This is a genomic window from bacterium, from assembly GCA_016702305.1.
Classification (GTDB): Bacteria; Electryoneota; RPQS01; order RPQS01; family RPQS01; genus JABWCQ01.
Window position 1 is genome coordinate 1 of the sequence record JADJEH010000002.1, and the last position, 19,165, is coordinate 19,165.

Annotated in this window: 16 protein-coding genes; 8 read left to right on the forward strand and 8 right to left on the reverse strand. The window is 54.9% G+C overall.

Annotated elements, in window-relative coordinates; all coding sequences use genetic code 11:
• Positions 1 to 146: 146 nt before the first annotated feature.
• Positions 147 to 479: a hypothetical protein gene (locus IPH10_04530; GenBank protein MBK6910182.1), complete on the reverse strand. Its 333-nt coding sequence runs from the start codon at positions 477 to 479 to the stop codon at positions 147 to 149.
• Positions 480 to 1,014: 535 nt separating this feature from the next.
• On the opposite strand from IPH10_04530, the gene IPH10_04535 reads away from it, so the two are divergent.
• From IPH10_04535 to IPH10_04555, 5 genes are all read left to right on the forward strand, one after another.
• Positions 1,015 to 1,263, forward strand: coding sequence for a hypothetical protein (locus IPH10_04535; GenBank protein ID MBK6910183.1), 249 nt, complete (start codon positions 1,015 to 1,017; stop codon positions 1,261 to 1,263).
• Positions 1,264 to 1,449: 186 nt separating this feature from the next.
• Positions 1,450 to 1,860 carry a hypothetical protein gene (locus IPH10_04540; GenBank protein MBK6910184.1) on the forward strand — a complete coding sequence of 137 codons (411 nt, stop codon included), beginning with the start codon at positions 1,450 to 1,452 and terminating at the stop codon, positions 1,858 to 1,860.
• Positions 1,861 to 2,817: 957 nt separating this feature from the next.
• On the forward strand, positions 2,818 to 3,126 hold the full coding sequence (locus IPH10_04545) for a hypothetical protein (GenBank protein MBK6910185.1): 309 nt from the start codon (positions 2,818 to 2,820) through the stop codon (positions 3,124 to 3,126).
• Positions 3,127 to 5,387: 2,261 nt separating this feature from the next.
• A complete protein-coding gene (locus tag IPH10_04550) occupies positions 5,388 to 5,804 on the forward strand; it encodes a hypothetical protein (protein ID MBK6910186.1) in 417 nt (138 codons plus the stop codon).
• A 790-nt stretch (positions 5,805 to 6,594) separates the two neighbouring features.
• Positions 6,595 to 6,810 (forward strand): T9SS type A sorting domain-containing protein, encoded by a 216-nt coding sequence (locus IPH10_04555; protein MBK6910187.1) that lies wholly within the window; start codon positions 6,595 to 6,597, stop codon positions 6,808 to 6,810.
• A 335-nt stretch (positions 6,811 to 7,145) separates the two neighbouring features.
• Here IPH10_04555 and IPH10_04560 read toward each other — a convergent pair whose 3' ends face one another.
• The 3 genes from IPH10_04560 to IPH10_04570 form a co-directional block, all read right to left on the reverse strand.
• Positions 7,146 to 7,733, reverse strand: a complete 588-nt coding sequence (locus IPH10_04560; protein MBK6910188.1) for a polyisoprenoid-binding protein — start codon at positions 7,731 to 7,733, stop codon at positions 7,146 to 7,148.
• A 134-nt stretch (positions 7,734 to 7,867) separates the two neighbouring features.
• The gene (locus tag IPH10_04565; GenBank protein MBK6910189.1) at positions 7,868 to 8,344 is read right to left on the reverse strand and encodes a MarR family transcriptional regulator; all 477 of its coding nucleotides are present in this window, start codon (positions 8,342 to 8,344) and stop codon (positions 7,868 to 7,870) included.
• A gap of 177 nt (positions 8,345 to 8,521) precedes the next feature.
• A complete protein-coding gene (locus IPH10_04570) occupies positions 8,522 to 9,616 on the reverse strand; it encodes an alpha-hydroxy-acid oxidizing protein (protein MBK6910190.1) in 1,095 nt (364 codons plus the stop codon).
• A 527-nt stretch (positions 9,617 to 10,143) separates the two neighbouring features.
• On the opposite strand from IPH10_04570, the gene IPH10_04575 reads away from it, so the two are divergent.
• Both IPH10_04575 and IPH10_04580 read left to right on the forward strand, forming a co-directional pair.
• Positions 10,144 to 10,902: a hypothetical protein gene (locus IPH10_04575; protein ID MBK6910191.1), complete on the forward strand. Its 759-nt coding sequence runs from the start codon at positions 10,144 to 10,146 to the stop codon at positions 10,900 to 10,902.
• Positions 10,883 to 11,542, forward strand: coding sequence for a hypothetical protein (locus IPH10_04580; protein ID MBK6910192.1), 660 nt, complete (start codon positions 10,883 to 10,885; stop codon positions 11,540 to 11,542). Before IPH10_04575 ends, IPH10_04580 begins: the two co-directional genes overlap by 20 nt.
• Before the next feature lie 66 nt (positions 11,543 to 11,608).
• On the opposite strand, the gene IPH10_04585 is transcribed toward IPH10_04580, so the two are convergent.
• The 4 genes from IPH10_04585 to IPH10_04600 all read right to left on the reverse strand — a co-directional run bounded on the left by IPH10_04585 (position 11,609) and on the right by IPH10_04600 (position 15,676).
• Positions 11,609 to 13,039, reverse strand: a complete 1,431-nt coding sequence (locus IPH10_04585; protein ID MBK6910193.1) for a sigma-54-dependent Fis family transcriptional regulator — start codon at positions 13,037 to 13,039, stop codon at positions 11,609 to 11,611.
• A gap of 181 nt (positions 13,040 to 13,220) precedes the next feature.
• Positions 13,221 to 14,156: a CDF family Co(II)/Ni(II) efflux transporter DmeF gene (dmeF, locus tag IPH10_04590; GenBank protein MBK6910194.1), complete on the reverse strand. Its 936-nt coding sequence runs from the start codon at positions 14,154 to 14,156 to the stop codon at positions 13,221 to 13,223.
• A 65-nt stretch (positions 14,157 to 14,221) separates the two neighbouring features.
• A complete protein-coding gene (locus IPH10_04595; protein ID MBK6910195.1) occupies positions 14,222 to 15,085 on the reverse strand; it encodes a hypothetical protein in 864 nt (287 codons plus the stop codon).
• A 24-nt stretch (positions 15,086 to 15,109) separates the two neighbouring features.
• Positions 15,110 to 15,676: a T9SS type A sorting domain-containing protein gene (locus IPH10_04600; GenBank protein ID MBK6910196.1), complete on the reverse strand. Its 567-nt coding sequence runs from the start codon at positions 15,674 to 15,676 to the stop codon at positions 15,110 to 15,112.
• 444 nt (positions 15,677 to 16,120) lie between these two features.
• Here IPH10_04600 and IPH10_04605 point away from each other — a divergent pair, with 444 nt between their 5' ends.
• Positions 16,121 to 19,069, forward strand: a complete 2,949-nt coding sequence (locus IPH10_04605; protein ID MBK6910197.1) for a T9SS type A sorting domain-containing protein — start codon at positions 16,121 to 16,123, stop codon at positions 19,067 to 19,069.
• Positions 19,070 to 19,165: the final 96 nt, after the last annotated feature.

Genomic DNA, 19,165 nt, shown 5'->3' on the forward strand with positions numbered 1-19,165 from the left:
ATCCACGCAGAACATCACGTCGGGATATTTCTTGAGCATCTGAATATTTCTCCAGCGTCGCGCGCACGCCTGTCGAAGTTTCGTTGAAGACAGCGCAGAACTGGTCACACCGTCCGGTCGCCAAAGCCGCGCCTACCGCTTCAGGTTCACTCGCCCGCCCCATCGGCACTTCCAGCTTGTCGGCGGGAATGCCGTTGAAGCCGGCAATTTGGAACCAGCGCTTGAAAACGCGCTGTTGACCGCGTGACCAGCGCCTTCTTCATGACAGATTGCGCAACGAACCTTCCATCACCCCTGTCGCCGAACAGGTGAACAGCAGTGACGTCCCGCCCGGTATAGAGGATCTTCTTTAATAGAGGAATGGTGGACGAGTGGACATCCATATAGGCTTGCGTGCGGTGGCCGACCTGCGGTTTGAAATCGCTTGCAGCACCCAGGACGAACTTCCACCGACCGGGAATAAATAGGCGATCGTGCATGGGGAGCTACTCCGTATTGTATGCGTACCCGATTGAAAAATCTGGTTAACGAGAAAGACGCGCTTTCTCACCACTACATAGAAAAGGTAGCAAAAATCCAATCTGAGAGGCAATGAGGCACAATAGCGCATGGTCGGTGATAGTGGTCCAGTTCTCCCGACAATTTATGTTCCCATGTGACAAGCGCACGCAATGGACCAACCTTGGCCTCGTGTATTGTTTTCTCGGTTCTTATTTCGTATTTTAACGAACCAGTACTATCATTTTGTTTTTGCATGTCAAAGAACCAGTTTGCCCGCCCGATTTCGATGATGGCCTTGTTCGGCGGGGCTCATTTCCTTCGCCTGACTCGTGGCATCTTCCGCAGGCGGTGCAGTCGTCCTTAGCGCGCTGCTGACCAAATGGTACGCGCGAACGAACACGTTATCCTCTGCCTGATCCCCGGCGCTGTTTACTGTGGGCGCCATCAGCACGTCTATCCAGTCAGGCGAAGTGATGAAGACCGGCGCGGGGGCCAACAAGCTGGTGGCCTACGGTGTGGCCTCCGTTTCTGGGCAGCGTGCTGGCGGTCTGTTCATGCACCGTGCCGCCGCTTTTCGGCGGAATCTACAAGATGGGTGAGACGGCCCGGCCACGGCATTTTCGCGCCGGTCCGGGCGATCAACGTCTTGGCCATCGTCCTGACGGCCCGAGTACCGCGTTGAGTATGGAATTGCCCGCACGGTTGGCGCTGTGCTCTTTTCAATCATCACCGGCCTGCTCATGGCGTGGTCTTCCGCCGTGACGAAGCCGCCCGACTGGCTGTCGCGCTCACGGAGAAGCGGGCCGCTTCAAACGGTCTCAGAACGGCTGTCTGGTTTGCGACCAGTCAATTTCTGGTTGCCACGCTGGGCCCTTCTTCCGGGGATATATCCTAAGGGTGGTGGCTGACGGGCGGATTAGCAGTGTTACTGTGCGTGCAAATGGCCGGATGATGCAGACGAGACTGCCGCATCTTTCAGCAGGAATCGTCGTGACGATCGGCGCGGCAGTCGCAATTCCCGACTGCCCGCAGGCAGTTTTTCTGCTGGCTATTGCCGCGCTCGCTGATTCCGTATCTTTCGGCGGAAATGTCGCGAGTGTGCCTCGAAGCCACCGGGATTTTTCCAAGCAGATCGTACCACTATTGCTGTTGTGTATCCTGGCTGCGGGTTTGCCGCTGGGTCAGCCCGGCCCGTTAGGTCGATTCCGTCGAGATGAGTTAGCAAATTTAGGCGGGAATTCGCTGTTCGCCAATTCGGTCTCGTCGGTGATCGGCGCGTTCATGTACTTCGCGACTCTTGACCGAAGTGCCGATTCTGCAAGGGCTGATGAGCGGCGGTATGGGCGCAGGCCCGACTAGCGCTTCTGCTGGCTGGTCCGGCGTTGTCGCCGCCGAGTAGCGGTGATTCACCTGTTAGGGTTTGCGCAAAACCGTGGCGTTTGTTTCTTTGGTTGTAACGTTGTCCACTCTGGCCGGGTGGCTGTATGGAAATTTGGTAGGAGTCCGATAATTTGAAGATTCAAGTCCTGGGCACCGGCTGCCCGAAGCGTCACAACCTGCCGAGCTGACGGAGCGTGGCGCGAAAAACAACCCGATTTCACGCTCGAGAAGTCATTTTGATATCAATGCTACCTTGCCGCGGGCGTGATGATGACGCCTGCGCTGTTGGTAGATGGCGAAATCAAAGTCCGGGCCGTATTCCCACCGAGCCGGAATTGCAAAATCTGCCGACGTCAACTGGCGGAAAGTGATCATGAAAAACACTGTTTACCGTTCTGCTGCTTGCCCTTCTTGCGCGTGTCGCCTGTCCTGCCGAAGAAGCCGCCGTCGCCACACCCGACAGCGCACAAAACGCCGCAGATCACAAATGTGGCCTAATATTTCATGAACACCGCAGCTGCCCGAGCTGCCAAAAGACGAGAAATATTCGCACGATGCCATTGAAGTGGGCTTCGCGCCCCAGCCGCCGATGGTCTGCCTGCGTGGATGATGAAAAACTCGACGAAGAAGCCAATGCGCACTTCATTGACGAGTACAAGCTTTTCACCAAGTCCCCGTGCTGGTACGCTATGAAAACGGCGCGCAGGTCAAGTGGAAAACTGTGACAAAGTCTGGGAGTTACTGGTGATGAAGCGGCCTTCAAGAAATACGTGGCGGCGGAAGTCGCGAGCTCGGCGAATGAACGACTTTGTCATCGGTTTGGTTAGCGCTGTGGTTAGATTCTAACTGATTAGCCCCGTCCGTTGGCTACTCAATATCGCCGCCGCGTCCTTTGTAAACGGCGCGCATGCTCCGCGGCAAGCGCCGTGGACGGGCGTGTTGAGACCCATTGGCCGCATGCCCGCCTACGTCGTCGTCGGCGCATTGCGGTGGAGTGAGTCTGCCGTCGAAACTCCGTTCGGCTTGCAGAAGCAGGTCACGCATCAGGTGCCCGGCCCATCAATCGTGGTGGGTATTCCTATCGACCGGTTGACTGAAGCTGCCGTACTCAGCGGCAGTGCCGGACCTCGAGCAGTCGGCCAAACGCGCCGAAGGGTGGGGTGGACTCGGCGCGTTGATGTTGGGCGCGCCTTCGCAATCTCATTTTTGCCCGGTCAGCGCAGCGCTGTTTTTCGGGCAGCTTGATCCTGCTGGCGTGCGCCACGAATCCATTGCAATCTTTCCTTCAGTCTATGGCATCAGCACAGCGCTTCCCGTCTTAGTCTTCTAGTGGCGGTGATCGTCTTCAGCGCCGGCCACCGCCAAACTTTTCACGCGACTCTCCCTCATTCGAAAAAGTGGGCCCGCCTCATCACCGCCATCGTTCCCATCGTCGTCGGCGTATAACGACTCTGAAGTACACGCTGCGCTGGATCACCTGAGTCGCTGCCGGTTCCCCCTCGCCATCCTTAACCATAGCCTTGGTCGGGCCTCTGGTCCGACACTCCCGTCCATACTCAGTGTCTGTCTTCCCGCGGCGGCACCCGCTCCCTGCGGCAATTCTAACTTCGAGGAAAATATGGACAACTTGACTTCTTCCCGGGCTGCTCAATACCTTCCGACTGAGGTCTTGGGAAGCGGGCAGGAACTTAGCCTGGAGGCCACGAAATGTCAACGCGAATCTATCTGCATTCAATTCATTGAAGAAAGGGGTTCGCGCTTTGTTTAGATTGATTTGCGCAACTACAATATATTGAGGCAAAAATGAGCATCTTTATTTTCATGGCTTTTAACTCCTCGCACTTACATTAGAATCCTTGGGACAGCCCAACCCTAATCGTAACATAATTTATGCGAGAAGAATGGTTGCCGTCGGATTTTAATGTATACACTGAATTACACTTCAATGCGACTGCAGAGAGAGAAACGGTGCGCGCTCATACCGAATTACCTGATCCGATCCACGATAGATATGCAACTACTACTGTTTCTGTAAATGGTACCGTGGTTTTTTATGAACATTTGGAACATGGATGACACTGGGACTACTGATGATGAGTACATCGTGTGGGGGGTTGACAGGAAATAGCGGCAGATGAAAGCGTAAATGGCGTACGTCGTGATGTTTGGCCTGATGTTGAAGATGGCTGTACAAATTGTTGGCCTGGGAACTTCGAAAACAACTATCCTTTGGCCCTGAAAGAAGGAGATCGTGAACACATCCTCGGAGCACCAAGGTGTTGCGGCATATGATGCGAATGGTGGGTGGCCTCAATTTTATAGGAGCGTGGATGGCTGCAGATGGCGATGATCCTGACCACGAGTTCGACGCTGGGAGATACTCATATGAATTTGTTGAACTTGATTCCTTGGGCAGTATTTGATGCCCATAGACCGTTTTATGGCGGAGCAAGTTGGGCAGCCTGATTATGGTAATGGCGCTCAAGCACCTAATCGACCTGTTCGTGAATGCGATCCTCCTGGTGATTGCAGCCAAAACGAAATTTCAGCACAATGTCTTTTCGAGTATGTAAGTTATGATTTCCGGATAAAAGGTTATCCTCCTCGTGTACCTTTTCAACAGTAAAAGCTATGACTTTTTCGATACATTACATGGATTGTTGCACTATTCTTGTTAGTGCATGCTATGGCAGCGAATTGACCCTTCCGTGACAGGCAATCCAGACATTGAGTACTATCTGTTAACTGACAGCAGGGAGTATCTTGCGATTCAAGGAGGCGGACTTTGGCATCGCAGTGAAGACAGCAACTGGCAAGCTGCAAATCATTCTGAATTTGCCGGTACTAGCGGATATTGACTTTATTGAGGCAACAGATCGCGCAGGAAGATCTCTTTATGCTTCGGTTACAGTTGGAACTGGCGGCCAGTGGGTCATGGTACCCTTGATTGTGGCCAAACATGGAATGCCGTGCCAAGTGAATGGATTACCAATCATAACACGAGTCGAATGCTGATATCTTCATGATTCAACCTTTGCTGTACCATTTATCAGATAGATATTTACGAAAAATCACGTGATAGTGGTGCTAACTGGGAGAGTTTTGAGCTGGACGGATTTGAAAGAACACGAACAAAAATCATTGAAGATCCATATTCAGATAGTACGATGTATATCGTTACTCAATCACGCTTTGCAGATGAGAACATTCCTAATGGGGAATTATTAATAAGCCATGATCAAGGCGAGACATGGATGAATGCTCTTAATCTTGCCGATCTATTCTATTTGTAAATTATTTTACAACTTCCGATGTCTTGCCTCTTCTCAATAGTACTTTTTACTTCTTGCGGTATCATTGGCTGATGGCAGTGAAGAGCCTTGAACCGGTATTCTCTCAGCCAAGATAACGGTGAGTCATGGGAAGCTGTTTCAAATGGGTTACCCTCATTGTTTGGCGCTAAACAATTAGTGCTTAAGCCGGCACAACTGATCAGATAATCGCCAATGGAATCCATCATCACGGTCTTTTTCTTGTCACAAGATGGCGGTGAATCATGGACAAGCTTTAATGAAGGATTTCCATTTGAGCGGATACACATAAACAATATTGTATCCCGCAATGACACATTATATACTTATACACGAAACTCCGGCATATTCAGACTTGATAATGGTACAGACACTTGGATGCCTTACGAAATTACTTCCAGGCAGTTCGGAGCTCGCGGTGAGTTGTCATTTGTATACCCTCGCATGTTCTTGAGCGAACAAGCAAATCGAATGGAGATTGCAAGAAGAATGGGCAGAATGTCAGGTCGATTTACCGGCAAATGTCTACACACACATCAATCCTCCGCTGCCTTGGGAAGGAAATCGACTGATTTCCTATTGCAGCAGCAGATTCAACCTATTTACGCCTGAAACTTGCTGGTTTTCTTCCAGCTCAGATGATGGACAAGAATGGACTGGGATCGATATACCAATAGTCAATTGTGAAGGAGCACGATTTCACGTCTTTGAATTTAGTGACGCGCATTATCTTGTCGGATTCACTCAATCAGTGATTAGATATCGAAACTCCATAAATGATAATTGGTCCACGTTCGTGCCTCCGATTCCATTTCTTATTCAAGATATTACTGCGGATTCAATGGGCATTCTAGTACTTATCAGAAGTTCAGGTGACTCGACAACAAATGTCCTTCGGATCCATCCATCTTTAGGTGAAATCGAGTCTTTGAATTATAATGGTCCTCCGGCAACAAACTATTCTCATATCTGGACACATGCTAATACAGTCTATATATCGGCTTTGCAGAATTGCGTCCGTAATGCTGAAAACAATGAATGGAAATTCTTGGTAGTATTCCGCGCTCTTCCTCCGTGCAGGAAATGGTTGTCGTACCGACATTGGTGCCGATTTTTATCGGGCGGGTATATCTTTCAACCAATTTAGTTATGAGTTTTGACGGAGGCTTTTCGTGGTCTGATTACGATCCTCGGTCCAGCTATAAATGAACAAGGCTTTGGCTTGATGGATATAGAGATTGATACATTCAGGCAAGTATTGTGGGCATCGACTTCACTTGGGTCGGCATATGTTTCCTTTAATGAGCTTCATATGCTCCTTCTTCATTAGAGCCCTACAACAAAGAGTGCCAGCACTAAAACACGTTTAATTTCCATTTCGCCTAATCCGACTAATAATAATGTGACTATTCAAATCGCGTTGGACAAGCAATCAGTCGTCACTATTGCTCTCTACAATATAAACGGTCAAATGCTGGAAACAATTGTAGAAGATGTGTTCCCTTCCGGTTTGTTATCCAAAAGTGTTTCACTGACAAAATATGCATCAGGAGTTTACTTCATGCGAACCAACTTAAATGCGCAAACAAGTATTGACAAGATCCACTTACTCAAATGACAGTTGGTTCTTGTATTGAGACATACCTGTTGTTTAAGACTACGAAACGTTAGACACAATTGTCCCGCGGCGGCACCCGCTGCGGGTGCCCCAAACTCCGGGCGCATAGGAGAGTAAACCGAACCAGAGCCTCAACTGCCGCGACAACACCCGGTCTCACAGTTCAAAACAAAAAGCCCCGAACCAAAATGGTCCGGGGCTTCTTTTACCACTCACCTATTTCTTGCGCCACGCGCCAGCGGCAATGTGCCCCGCTTTCAAGCGGGCGCGCCAGCGGCAATGTGCCCCGCGTTCAAGCGGGCCCTAGCGGCAACGTTGCCCACTTATCAAGTGGGTTACGCCGGGCGATTGAACTCGAGTTCGAGCGTGATTTCCACTTCGTCACCCACCACCACGCCGCCCGCATCGAGCGTCTTGTTCCAGCTCACGCCGAAGTCCTGACGGTTGATCGTCGTCGTTGCCTTGCCGCCCACGACCTTCGAGCCCCACGGCGTTGCGATTTCGCTGTTAAAACCGTCCAACATGAACGTCACTTCCTTCGTGACGCCGCGAATCGTCAGATCACCCGTCAACGTGCCCTTGCCCGGTGCCGTCTGCTTCGCGCTCTTCGACACAAACGTCATGGTCGGAAACTTCTCGACATCGAAAAAGTCCGCACTCTTCAGGTGGCCGTCGCGCTTCTCATCGCGCGTATCCACCGAACCCACCTGCACGGTGAAATTCGCCTTAACCGAGGACAGGTCCGCCGGATTGAAACTCGCGGTACCCGTGTAGTCCTTGAACTCACCGCGCGTCTTCGACACCACCAAGTGCGACACCGCGAAGTTCACCGACGAATGCGAATTATCCAGCGACCAATCTTGCGCCAGCACCGACGACGCCGAAACCACCAGCGCCAACAGAATCAAACGAATGCTCTTCATGTGAGGGTTGCTCCCTTGTAAAGTTGTCTTTCAACAATCCATCTATCGTCTATGCAAACTTATTTGCTATCCGAACGATTCGCGGGAATTGCCTGGGCCGTGAGCAGTACGCGCCAGCGGCAATGTGCCCGCTTTCAAGCCGGCGCGCCAGCGGCAATCGGTCCAGCGGCACGCTGGCCAACCTGCTTCAGATACTCCGCCATCTTCTCCATCTCGAACGGCGACAGCACCACCATCGAGTCGCCAATCGCGGCGACAATCTCCGGGAACACCTTGCGAATGAACTCGTCCCCCTGCGCGGTCAGCCGCACCCACATAAAGCGCCGGTCTTCGGTCGAGCGCTCGCGTTCGATCAGGCCGCGCTTCTCCAAATTGTCCACCACCAGCGTGATGTTCCCGCTGCTCTTCAGGAGCTTCTGTCCCAGTTCATTTTGATGCAGTTCGCCCAGATGCAGCAGCGCTTCCAGCACCCCGAACTGGCTGACAGTCAGATTGTGCGGCGCGAGCTTCCGGCTCACCCGGCTGGTCACCGAGTCGGCCGCACGCATCAGCTTGATGTAAGCGTCCAGCGCACGTACTTCAGACGCATTGCCCTTGTGCTTGGTTCCCATATTGTCCCTATGTTAGTTAGATAAATACTAAAATAATAAAATTTATCTAATACGCAAATCGCGCTATCCAACAAAAAAATAAAGGGATATGTAAAACACATCCCTTGCACAAAAAATGAGGCGGGTCGCATAAATTCAGTGAAGAGGCCAACCCACGCCTCTCAACCTCAGATTAGTTCAGTATTGACCTGCTGAGCCGGGGTAGAGCACCTCGCGGCTGATTTCCCCCAGGGTCGCACACCCCGACAGCGCCATGGCGATCCGGAACTCCTTCAGCAGCAGGTCCACCGACCGCATGACCCCCATGCTGCCGCCCACGGCCAACCCCCAGACATACGGTCGCCCGATCAGCACCGCCTGCGCGCCCAGCGCCAGCGCCTTGAGGATGTCCGTCCCCCGCCGGATGCCGCCGTCGAGCAGCACAGGCATTCTCCGGTCAATTTGTTTGACAATCGCGGGCAGCACCTCGAGCGTGGGCGGCACGGTGTCGAGATTTCGGCCACCGTGATTGCTGACGATGATTCCGGCCGCGCCGGACTGAATGGCCCGTTCCGCATCGGCAGGGTGGAGGATGCCTTTCAGCACCACCGGGGCCTGGGCCGTTGTGCAGATCCACTCGATGTCTTGCCACGCGAGCTTAGGGTCGCACAGCGGGTAGTAGATGTCCGTTTGATCCATGGCATGCCCGCTGATTTGCAGCTCCGGCGGCAGCCCTTCGAGCATGGCCCGCGTCAGTCCTTCCGGCAGGTGAAACCCTGCGCGCGTTTCGCGGACGCGGTTGCCCAACACGGGTGTATCCACGGTGACTACCAGGGCCCGCACGCCGGCGGCTTGCACGCGTTCAATCAGACTGCGCGTATAGCCCCGGTCGCGCTGCACGTAGAGCTGATACCATAGTTTTGTGTCGGGGCAGTCGCGCGCGATGGCTTCGATGGAGGTGTTGGTCATCGTGCTGACGCAGTAGATCGCATTGGCGACCATGGCGCCGCGCGCCGTTTCGCGCTCGCCCACCGGATGAAACAGCTTATGGTAGGCCACCGGCGCTAACAGCACGGGATGGGCCAGCGTTTCACCGAACAGGTGTGTTTGAATATCCAGCTTCGACACATCGCGCAGCACGCGCGGCCAGAGCTTGATCTCATCGAACGCGGATTCATTCCAGCGTTTCGACCATTCATCTCCGGCGGCGCTATCCAGATACTCCCACGCCATGGCGGGCAGCATCTCCCACGCACGGGATTTGAGGTCTTGTAGATTCAGGGCATTGTCCATGCCCCAAGATAAGAAAACAGAAAATCAGAATCTGCCCGCTGGCAGTCTGGGGGTCGTCCGTCCGTAGTAGATCTGCTTTTCCCCGCGGGTACTTAAGTTATGTTCTCGGGACGATAGGTTCGTGCTGACTTACCGCTGCGCTCCGTTTGGGCCGTGTGGTTGGCCTCTTCCGCCGGGTACCTCCGGGAGGGTTTTGGCTTGTTAGCTGTGCATAATATACAACAGAACTTACGATTTGTCAAGCCTGGTCAGCACATAAATAACAAATACTTGCCCATTTGTACAAAAATTCAAGAGGCATGGCGAGTCGCTTCTCCGGATCGTGTGCTGTAGCGTTATCGCCCAGCCAGTCCATTTGAACTAATAATAGGTGCGGTGGTGGTGAAACGGCACGTTCACTGAATAATCTGTCATATGGTACTGCCGTTGGGAGAAAAAGTAAAGAACTTGGAGTAAAGACATTAGCTTAAATGGACTGTAAGAAAAGAAGGGTTAGAGCTCACATGCCTTTAGACTTAGGACTTAGGATGACAAGTCGCATTATTTTTGGGCTTCTTGTGCTGCCAATCGTTGCGCAAGCACAGGTCGTGATAGAGTGGACGCAGCCGACGCGCGGCGTTTCGGTTGCGGTGGATGCAGAGCAAAACGTATTCACCGTTGACAATGAACAAGGTCCCGGCACGGATATCACGCTGGTGAAACGTGATTCAACCGGAAGTCAGTTGTGGACGGCAAGCTTCGACCAGACAGACAATACTAAATGGGAGAAAGCGACTTGGGTAACCACGGACAGTCAAGGCAATGCAATTGTCTCAGGGACGGTCATGTCAGGCATCTCCAATCCAGTAAATGCGGCAAGCATTCTGATGAAGTTCTCGCCGGCAGGTGCCTTGCTGTGGCGCCGAGTCTATGAGAGCGCATTCGATGGTTCGTACACCCGAAAGTGCCTGGTTGATGAGCAAGGTGCGATCTATGTCCTCGGCATGGGCTCCGGACCCTCAGGCTTCGTAACAAAGGTGAAGAAGTTCACGGCGGATGGCGACTCAGTGTGGAACTACTTTGATCAAGCGGGGATTGGCGCACCAGTCAATTTCAAGTTTACTCCGGACAACGGCATATTAATTGTTGGGCGGGCAATCTTTGGAAGCGTTGATGGTTTTGCGAAGATCAGCCGAGACGGGAGTCCGTTATGGAGTCTACCCGGGCAAAATAGCCAGACCGTCGGTGATGCAGCTGGTGATTCGCATGGGAACACGTATGTCGTCCATGGCGAGAATGTCTTTTAACGGTGCCACGGTACTCAAAAAACTGAATAGTGCGGGGGTTCAGATCTGGTCACATGTCATTGCGTTCAAGGGCAACCGCGTAGAGGTTGGGACGGATGACCAGCCCGTGATGTCGGGATACCCGATGTCTGGATTCGGGGCTGCATTTATCAAGACGGACTCCAGCGGCACAGCGCTGTGGTCTAACCTGGATGCGGACGGTCCGCTTGCACTGCTGCTGCATGCGCACCTGCTGATGGACAACTCAGACAATGCCTATCTTGCGGCAGGAACGCTGCAAGCGATGGCGGTTTGCAAAGTCGCTGCGAATGGAGTTTCCGCTTGGACGGTGACGACTCCGGGAAGCTACGCCAACGCAATAGCACTTGGAACGGACAATAGCGTGTATGTTGTCGGCGGTCAGACCGCAAAGATACGGCAAACAGTTGCGGCACCGGTCTTGGTCTATGTATTCCAAGAAGATTGCCAGTCGTATTTGCGTTGGGATCCGATCGCAGTCGCGATAGGGTATGAGATCTTTCACAGCACGAGTCTTACGGGACCATGGGAGCAGGTTGCCACAACGACAGAAACCGTCTTGCCGACTGGGTGCGAGAACGTCGGCACAAGTTTCTATCATGTGACGGCAGTAACTCCCTGACTCAGCGCATACTGGCGACGTAACCTCGCACGAAGAAACGGCGACCGAAAGGTCGCCGTTTTCAATTTACGATTCAATTTCCTCACGAATACCATATTTTTTCAATCTGTAGCGCAGCGTTTCGCGCGTCATCCTTAGGAATCTGGCGGCGGCGCTGGCGTTGTTATGACAGTGACGCATGGCAATGCGGATCAACTGCTTCTCAACCTCTTCCATATTCACGCCACTCGTGGGCACGTCAATCGAGAAGCCGTCCGGATCATTCAGCATGCTGTCCACATCGCGCTCAGGCATCGAAGCCAAACTCGGCGTGGGCGTCTCCTGCATCGGCAGAATCGCCAAATCCGCCGCGTGAATCAGCGGCCCCGCGCCGATTAACACCGCGCGCTCAATCGCATTGCGCAGCTCGCGAATGTTGCCCGGCCAGTTGTAAGCCGTCAGCACACGTTCCGCATCGGGCGTAAGCCCCTTGATGTTTTTGCCGAATTCGCGATTGAACCGCTCGACAAAATGCGCGGCAATCGTCACCGTGTCCCGCCCACGTTCGCGCAGCGGCGGCAGGTGAATCGAGAACACCGCCAGACGATAATAGAGATCACGGCGGAAGCGCCCGCTGTCAATCTGCTCCTGCAAGTTGGCATTCGTCGCGGCAATTAGTCGAAATTTCATCTGCAACGGCTGCGTGCCGCCAACCCGCCGGAAGGTGCGCTCTTCAATCACCTTCAGCAGTTTCACCTGCAAGTTGAGTGGCATCTCGCCGATTTCGTCGAGGAAAAACGTCCCGCCCGTCGCGACTTCGAACAGACCGCGCTTGCGCTGCTTGGCGTCGGTGAAGGCGCCCTTCTCATAGCCGAACAGCTCCGCTTCCAGCAGTGTCTCCGGCATCGCGGCGCAATTGACTTCGACAAACGGCTTATCGGCGTTCGGCGAGGCCAGATGAATCGCATGCGCGACCAGCTCTTTTCCCGTTCCCGACTCGCCCGTGAGCAGCACCGTTGCAAATTGCACGGCGGCGACTTTGCGGCCTGTGTCCATCACCTGCTGCATCTGCTTGCACTCGCCGACGAGCCGTTCGAAGCCGTAGACGGCCTTGCGTTCGTCGGACACGCGTTCAATTTCGCGCTCTTTGGCGACATTTTGCAGCGCGCGATCCACCAGCAGCATCAGCTTTTCCAAATTGAGTGGCTTGCCCAGATAGTCAAAGGCGCCGTGCTTCAACGCTTCGACGGCCTTTTCTGGCGTGGCCTGACCGCTAATGATCAGAACCGGATGTTGCGGGGCGACTTCGTGAATCTGTTGACAGAGCTCAACGCCGTCAATCCCGCCCGGCAATCCCACATCAATAATGGACAGATCGGGCGCCATGGTGCGCAGCTTCTCGAGGCCGACGGTAGCGTCTTCGGCTTCAATGACTTCGTAATCCTTGATTTCCGCGACCTGTTTGATGATTTCCCGGATATCCCGGTCGTCATCCACGACAAGCAGTGTGGCCAGCATGTTGTGCTCGGGTTTGTTGTGTTGAACCAGCTTAGTGCAAATCAACAATGCAACAACGGGGCCACGGATTGGTGAAAAGGCCCAGTTCGGCGCAAAAGAATACCCCGCAATATTTTGCGGGGTATTTCGTTAGCGTAGCATTCTCCGATCATGGCCTGTGCAGCGGTGCAGAGGGACTCGGTTATTTTCGTTCGTGAATCTCGACGGTGACATGAACGATGCCGAGGGATTTTGGGAGCAGCGCTTTGTAATAGTCCGGCGGCTGATCCGAGTTGGTGGCTACCCACAATTCGCAGGCAAACAGACCGGAGCCAATGGACCAGACATGAATGTCGGCGACATGCGCGTCGGAGTGTTTCTCGATCGCGTCGCGAATGGCTTGCACGACTTGGGCATCCGCTTGCCGGTCGAGCAGGACTTTTCCAGAGTCGCGCAGCAGGCCGATGGCCCAACTGCTGACGAGAATCGCACCGACGATGCCCATCACGGGATCCATCCAGATCCAGCCGAAATATTTTGCGGCCAGCAGAGCCGAAATCGCGGTGACCGAGGTCAATGCATCGGCCAGCACATGCAGATAAGCGGCGCGCAGATTGTGATCTTCGCGGTGATGCTCGTGGTCGTGATGCTCATGACCGTGATCGTGGTGATGATCATGTGCATGGTCGTGATCATGATCGTTACCCAAGATGAGCGCGCTGACGCCGTTGACGATCAGACCAATCACGGCGACGGCAATCGCCTGATTGAAGACGATGGGGACGGGATGCAGCAGACGCACGACGCTCTCGTAGGCCATGACCGTAGCGAAGAAGGCCAGCATCAATGCGCTGGCGAAGGCGGCCAGCGTGTTGATCTTGCCCGTCCCGAAGCTGAAGCGTCCGTCGTGAGCATACTTGCGGGCGAGAATATAGGCGATGTAGCTTAGCGTCAGGGCCAGGGCATGCGACGCCATGTGCAATCCGTCGGCGAGCAGGGCCATCGAGCCGAAGAGAATACCGGCGGTGATCTCGACGACCATCATGGTCAAGGTCAGAAGCACGACGATCAGGGTGCGCTTTTCGCCGGCGCGGGGGACGTCCTGTCCGAAGCTATGGGAATGGGATAGGGAACTCATAAATTTGGCTTGGAGAATAAAACCCCGCGAGTTGCGCGGGGTTTTTCAGCGGAGATAGGAGTCAATTATTGTCCTGTTACGACAACGCCAGAGGATATCCACATGGCGCCGAATTCGATGTCGTCAACGTCTACTTGGCCGTCAATGGCGGTGACCTCAACGATGAGCCGGTAGGTGCCGACGCCAACGCCGTTGGGGAAGGTTTTCTGCAGGTGAATATCAGAATTTCCGTCGGCGCGGAACTCATAATCAGTTTGCGATACAATCACGCCGGAACCGACATGCTGCAAGCGCAGACGCGCCTTCCACGCTGCGTGTTCGAGGCCGTCATTGATCACCTGTGCGAAGAACATGATCGAGGCGGGTCCGCCGACGCCAAACGAGCCACTGTTGAAGGCGACAAGGGTTTCACCCACGACGCCGCCGGCGGCGTTTTCGGAGAACATGCCGCTTTCCGCCGCTTCGAGCACATCGAGCCGGGCGTCAGTCGTGTTTTGGAATTGCGAGACCGATGCCTCCGTATGCACGCCAAGGTTACGCGCGGTGTCGGCCACGCAGGCGATGAAGGCGAAGGGCACGGAGCTGATGGGCTGGCGCGGATTCATCCACGTGTCGTTGTAGGAAATCGAAAGCCACAGCCCGTCGCCCTGCGGATCGAGGAAATCGGCGGGGGCGAGCGGGTTCCACGTGCCGAGGATAACCTCAAATACGCCGTTGCTGATGGTAATGTCCTGCCATTCGGACCAGACAGGCGGACCGCCGACGGCGGAGTGCATAATGTGGAAGCCGACTTCTTCGTAGACTCCGTCGGGCATGACATTGCCTTCGAGGTCCGTGAAGATTCCTTGATAGGTCATGGTCGTGGGAACGACGGCTTGCGCGCCGGAGACGACGAGCACGAGGGCAAACAAAATCGAAGCGAATCTCATGGAAAATCCCATTGGAAGGAATGATTACTTAATCAGAGTGAGTTTGCGCACCTGCATGCGCGCGGCGTGCTCGAGGCGCACGAAGTATTCGCCGCTGGGGACAAGCTGGCCGAAATCGGAGCGGCCGTCCCAGGCGATTTCGTATTGTCCGGCGGACAGAGTTGAGAGATCGAACGAGCGGACGGCTTGACCGAGGAGATTGAAAATCTCAAGTTTGGCCGGTGCCGAGCGGTCGAGTGTGAAGGGAATCAGCGTGCTCGGGTTGAACGGATTCGGATAGTTCTGACCGAGGGCGAAATTGAAAATCACCGGCGTGGGCGCTTCGCCGCCGAAGGACGGGAGGGCGCGGGCCTGCGTGATGGTGCGCAGATAGCCCGTGACGACGGCGCTATTTGATTCAGTGGCGAAGGTCCGGCCGAGGATCGGCTGGCCGAGATAGCCGTGAATCCCGATGAGCGTGGTCGCTCCGGGCGAATTTGCGCTCAGGAAGTGCGGCATAGCGACATTTTGGGCCGAGGCCAGTAGTGGAACCAGGGCGAAAAATGCGGCAAACAGCAGCTTGGTAGTGGTCAGCGGGGAGGTCTGTGACATGTGATATGCGTTTGTCTGAGCGATGGCGGCGCGAGTGCTCATTCGTAAAAATTTTGGAAAGAAGTACTTAGCGAAAAGACTCGCGACCGGAACGCACGCGGTTCAGGCATTCAAAACTAACGATTTGGGGTTTGAAAGTCAAGGAGAGACGTGGACTTAAGAGCAATTTGAGGGCCAGGATGGGCAAAATGTCGGAAAGCGGGGACTATTGGGCGGCAATGCCTCCGATTAAAGAGTTCGGGAGGTGTGAGAACGGGGATAGTGTGTCCTAAGAGGTTATACATTAAAGACTAATAATCTTGCTAACCCACTGTTTTCTTAGATGAGTAGTTGTAGAAAAGGCCAGCTAAGGTTTGCTTTCAGCGACCCTAACAAATATATTAGGTATGTTCACTACGAACGTAAAAGGACCGGGTAACTAATAAACTTGCAGAGGATGACTCCATGAAGAAGCTGTGGACAGTCTGTATTTTGCTGGTGTGTGTCGCGACGGCGGCATTTGCCAGCTACGGTAAGGAAGAGGCCGCGCGCGACCTAGCGCAGTCCGTGACGCTTGAGAAGGCGTTGGCGTATAAAGAACAAGGTCTGCCAATGACGGCGGAGATGGTCGAGATTTTGACGGCCTATTATGCTGAGCTTGAAGCGCGTGACTCTTGGGACGGCTTGGATGCGCAGGGCGGTCCGGACACATTTGGCTATCGTTACGTAGACAATCAGTCGCCGGACACGGTGGTGTACCAGTGGATTGAGCTGTGCGACGATCCGGGCGCGACGATTTTCACGCTTGAGAACGGTTCGCTGGACGACGGTTACGAGCTGGCGGCTCCGCTGGGCTTCTCGTTCCCGTACTATGGCACGAACTACACGACGGTTGATATTGGCACGAACGGTATTATACATTTCTCGGGCACGCGTGGCGGTGCCACGAACAGCTGTATCAACGCGGCGTCGCGCAATGCCTTCTATCCGTACTATGATGACCTTCATCCGGGCGCGGCCGGCACCCTGGGTTGCACGGGCACCCCGGGCGCGGGTGCGATCCGCTACAAGAGCTTTGGCACCTACTTCGTGGTCGAGTGGAAGCGGATTGATCCGTTTTCGGGTACCGGCATCTCGACGTTCCAGTGCATTCTGTTTGACAACGGCAAGATGAAGGTTTCGTTCAGCGACGATCCTGTGCAGCACACGCACAGTTCGGTCGGCGCGACGATTGGTATTGAGGACCTTGCGGCGACGAACGGCGTGCAGTACAGCTGCAATACGGCCGGCATCGTTCCGGGCCGTTCGATCGTCTTCTATCCGCCCGCCTCGGCTCCGACGGGTCGCTGCTGCTACCTTCGTGAAGGCGTGGCGACGTGTGAGGATCTGACGTCGGCTGACTGTCTGGTTTTTGGTGGTCAGTGGGGCGGCGCGGGCACGAACTGCGCGGCGAATCCCTGCCCGACGGGTCGTTGCTGCTACCTCGACGGTGGCCGCGCGGCTTGCGCGACGACGATTCAGCTTGAGTGCACGGCGCTGGGCGGCGTGTGGGCGGCTGGTCTGGATTGCGGCACGACGCCGTGTCCGTTGGGCCGTTGCTGCTATGCGGCTGGCTGCGAGACGAACATTGATCTTGAATGTGCGGCGTTGGGCGGCACGTGGACGACGGGTCTGACTTGCGAAGCGAATCCGTGCCCGGTGAGCCTGCAGGGTGGCGAGGATTGCGCGACGGCGGTGGCCGCGCCAATTGGCGGCACTTACCTTGGAACGACGGTTGGCGCTATTGACGATGATCCGAACCTGTGGTGCGGAACCGGCTCGAGCAATACGGCCGGCGACGTTTGGTACACGGTGGTCGGTAATGGCAACACGTTGACGGCAGAAACCTGCCAGCCGACGGGCGGCTTTGATACGCAGTTGGCCGTCTACTGCGGCGACTGTGGTGTGTTCACCTGTATCGGTTCGAGCGACGACGCCTGCGGCGCGCGTTCGAGCGTGACGTGGTGCAGCGCTGTCGGCACGACATACTACATTCTGGTTGACGGTTGGAGTGGCAACACTGGCGCGTTCCAGTTGGCGATTTTGGATGGTGCGGCCTGCTCGAACGCGATTGACTGTAATCCGGAAGGCCGTTGCTGCTACGTTGATATTGACGGTCGTCCGGCCTGTGCGGATGTGCTGGCGGCTGACTGTGCGGTCCTGGGCGGCGAATTCAACGCCACGATGACCTGTGCGGCCAATCCGTGCCCGGTGGGAAGCTGCTGCTATACGGTTCCCGGCAGCACGATTTGCGATCCGAAGGCTTGCGTTGATGGTATCTATGCATCGCAGTGCGCGACGCTGGGTGGCACGTGGACGCTGAATGGCGTTTGCCCGGATGCTTGCCCGTCCTCTGTTCCGTGTGTTTGCGAATGCTCGCTGCAGCAATATGCTCACGCGACGATCGCTGCTGATCTCACGACGTACCCGATTCTGGACAACGGCACGGTGTGCTTGACGATCAATGTGCCGATCGAATACCGTATCACCGACTTGAATGTGTGCCTCGACCTCGTGCACACGTTTGACGGTGACCTGGTGGTCGCGTTGATCTCGCCGTTGGGTGTGGTGGACACGCTGTCCAACCGCCGCGGCAGTGGTGGTGATAACTACACCTGCACGACGTTTGACGATGAAGCCGCTACGACGATCGCGTTGGGCGTTCCGCCGTACACGGGTTCGTTTATTCCGGAACAGCCGCTGTCGGTTTACGACGGTTCGAACGCGGTCGGCAACTGGCTGCTCTGCGTTTCGGACGCCGCGAACCTTGATCAGGGTTCGGTTCTGGGCGCTTGCTTGAAGTTTGAATATGACATCATTCTGTCGGTGAACTTCGGTGGTTTTGACGCCGTTGCGAACAACAGCGAAGTGGTGTTGAACTGGAACACGCTGTCGGAGAGCAATCTGGCCAGCTTCGAGCTGAGCCGTGACGGTTCGGTGATCGCGAATGTTCCGGCCGAGAACGAAGCGACGGGCGCGGTCTACAGCTTTGTGGATGCGAACGTTGAGAATGGCCATACGTACAGCTACAGCCTCGTGGCGGTTGACAACAACGGCGGTCGTCAGGAACTGGCGACGGTTGAGTCCACCCCGGCGGGCGCCGCGGTTGTGACGGAATATGCGCTGCATCAGAACTATCCGAACCCGTTCAACCCGACGACGAACATCGCGTTCGACATGGTGGAAGCGGGTCACGTGACGATCAGTGTGTTCAACATCATGGGCCAGAAGGTGGCCGAACTGGTGAACGGCTCGATGGATGCCGGCCGCCATGTGGTGAGCTTTGACGCAGCCGGCCTGTCCAGCGGTCTCTATCTGTACAAGATGGAAGCCAATGGCTTCACGGCGCAGTCGAAGATGGTGTTGATGAAGTAACCAGCGTAGATGCTGGACCCTTTGCCGCAGGCGCGTGACGCACGCGGCGATGGATACTGCCTTGGAGAAGCAAGCGGGGCGAGTCGCAAGACTCGC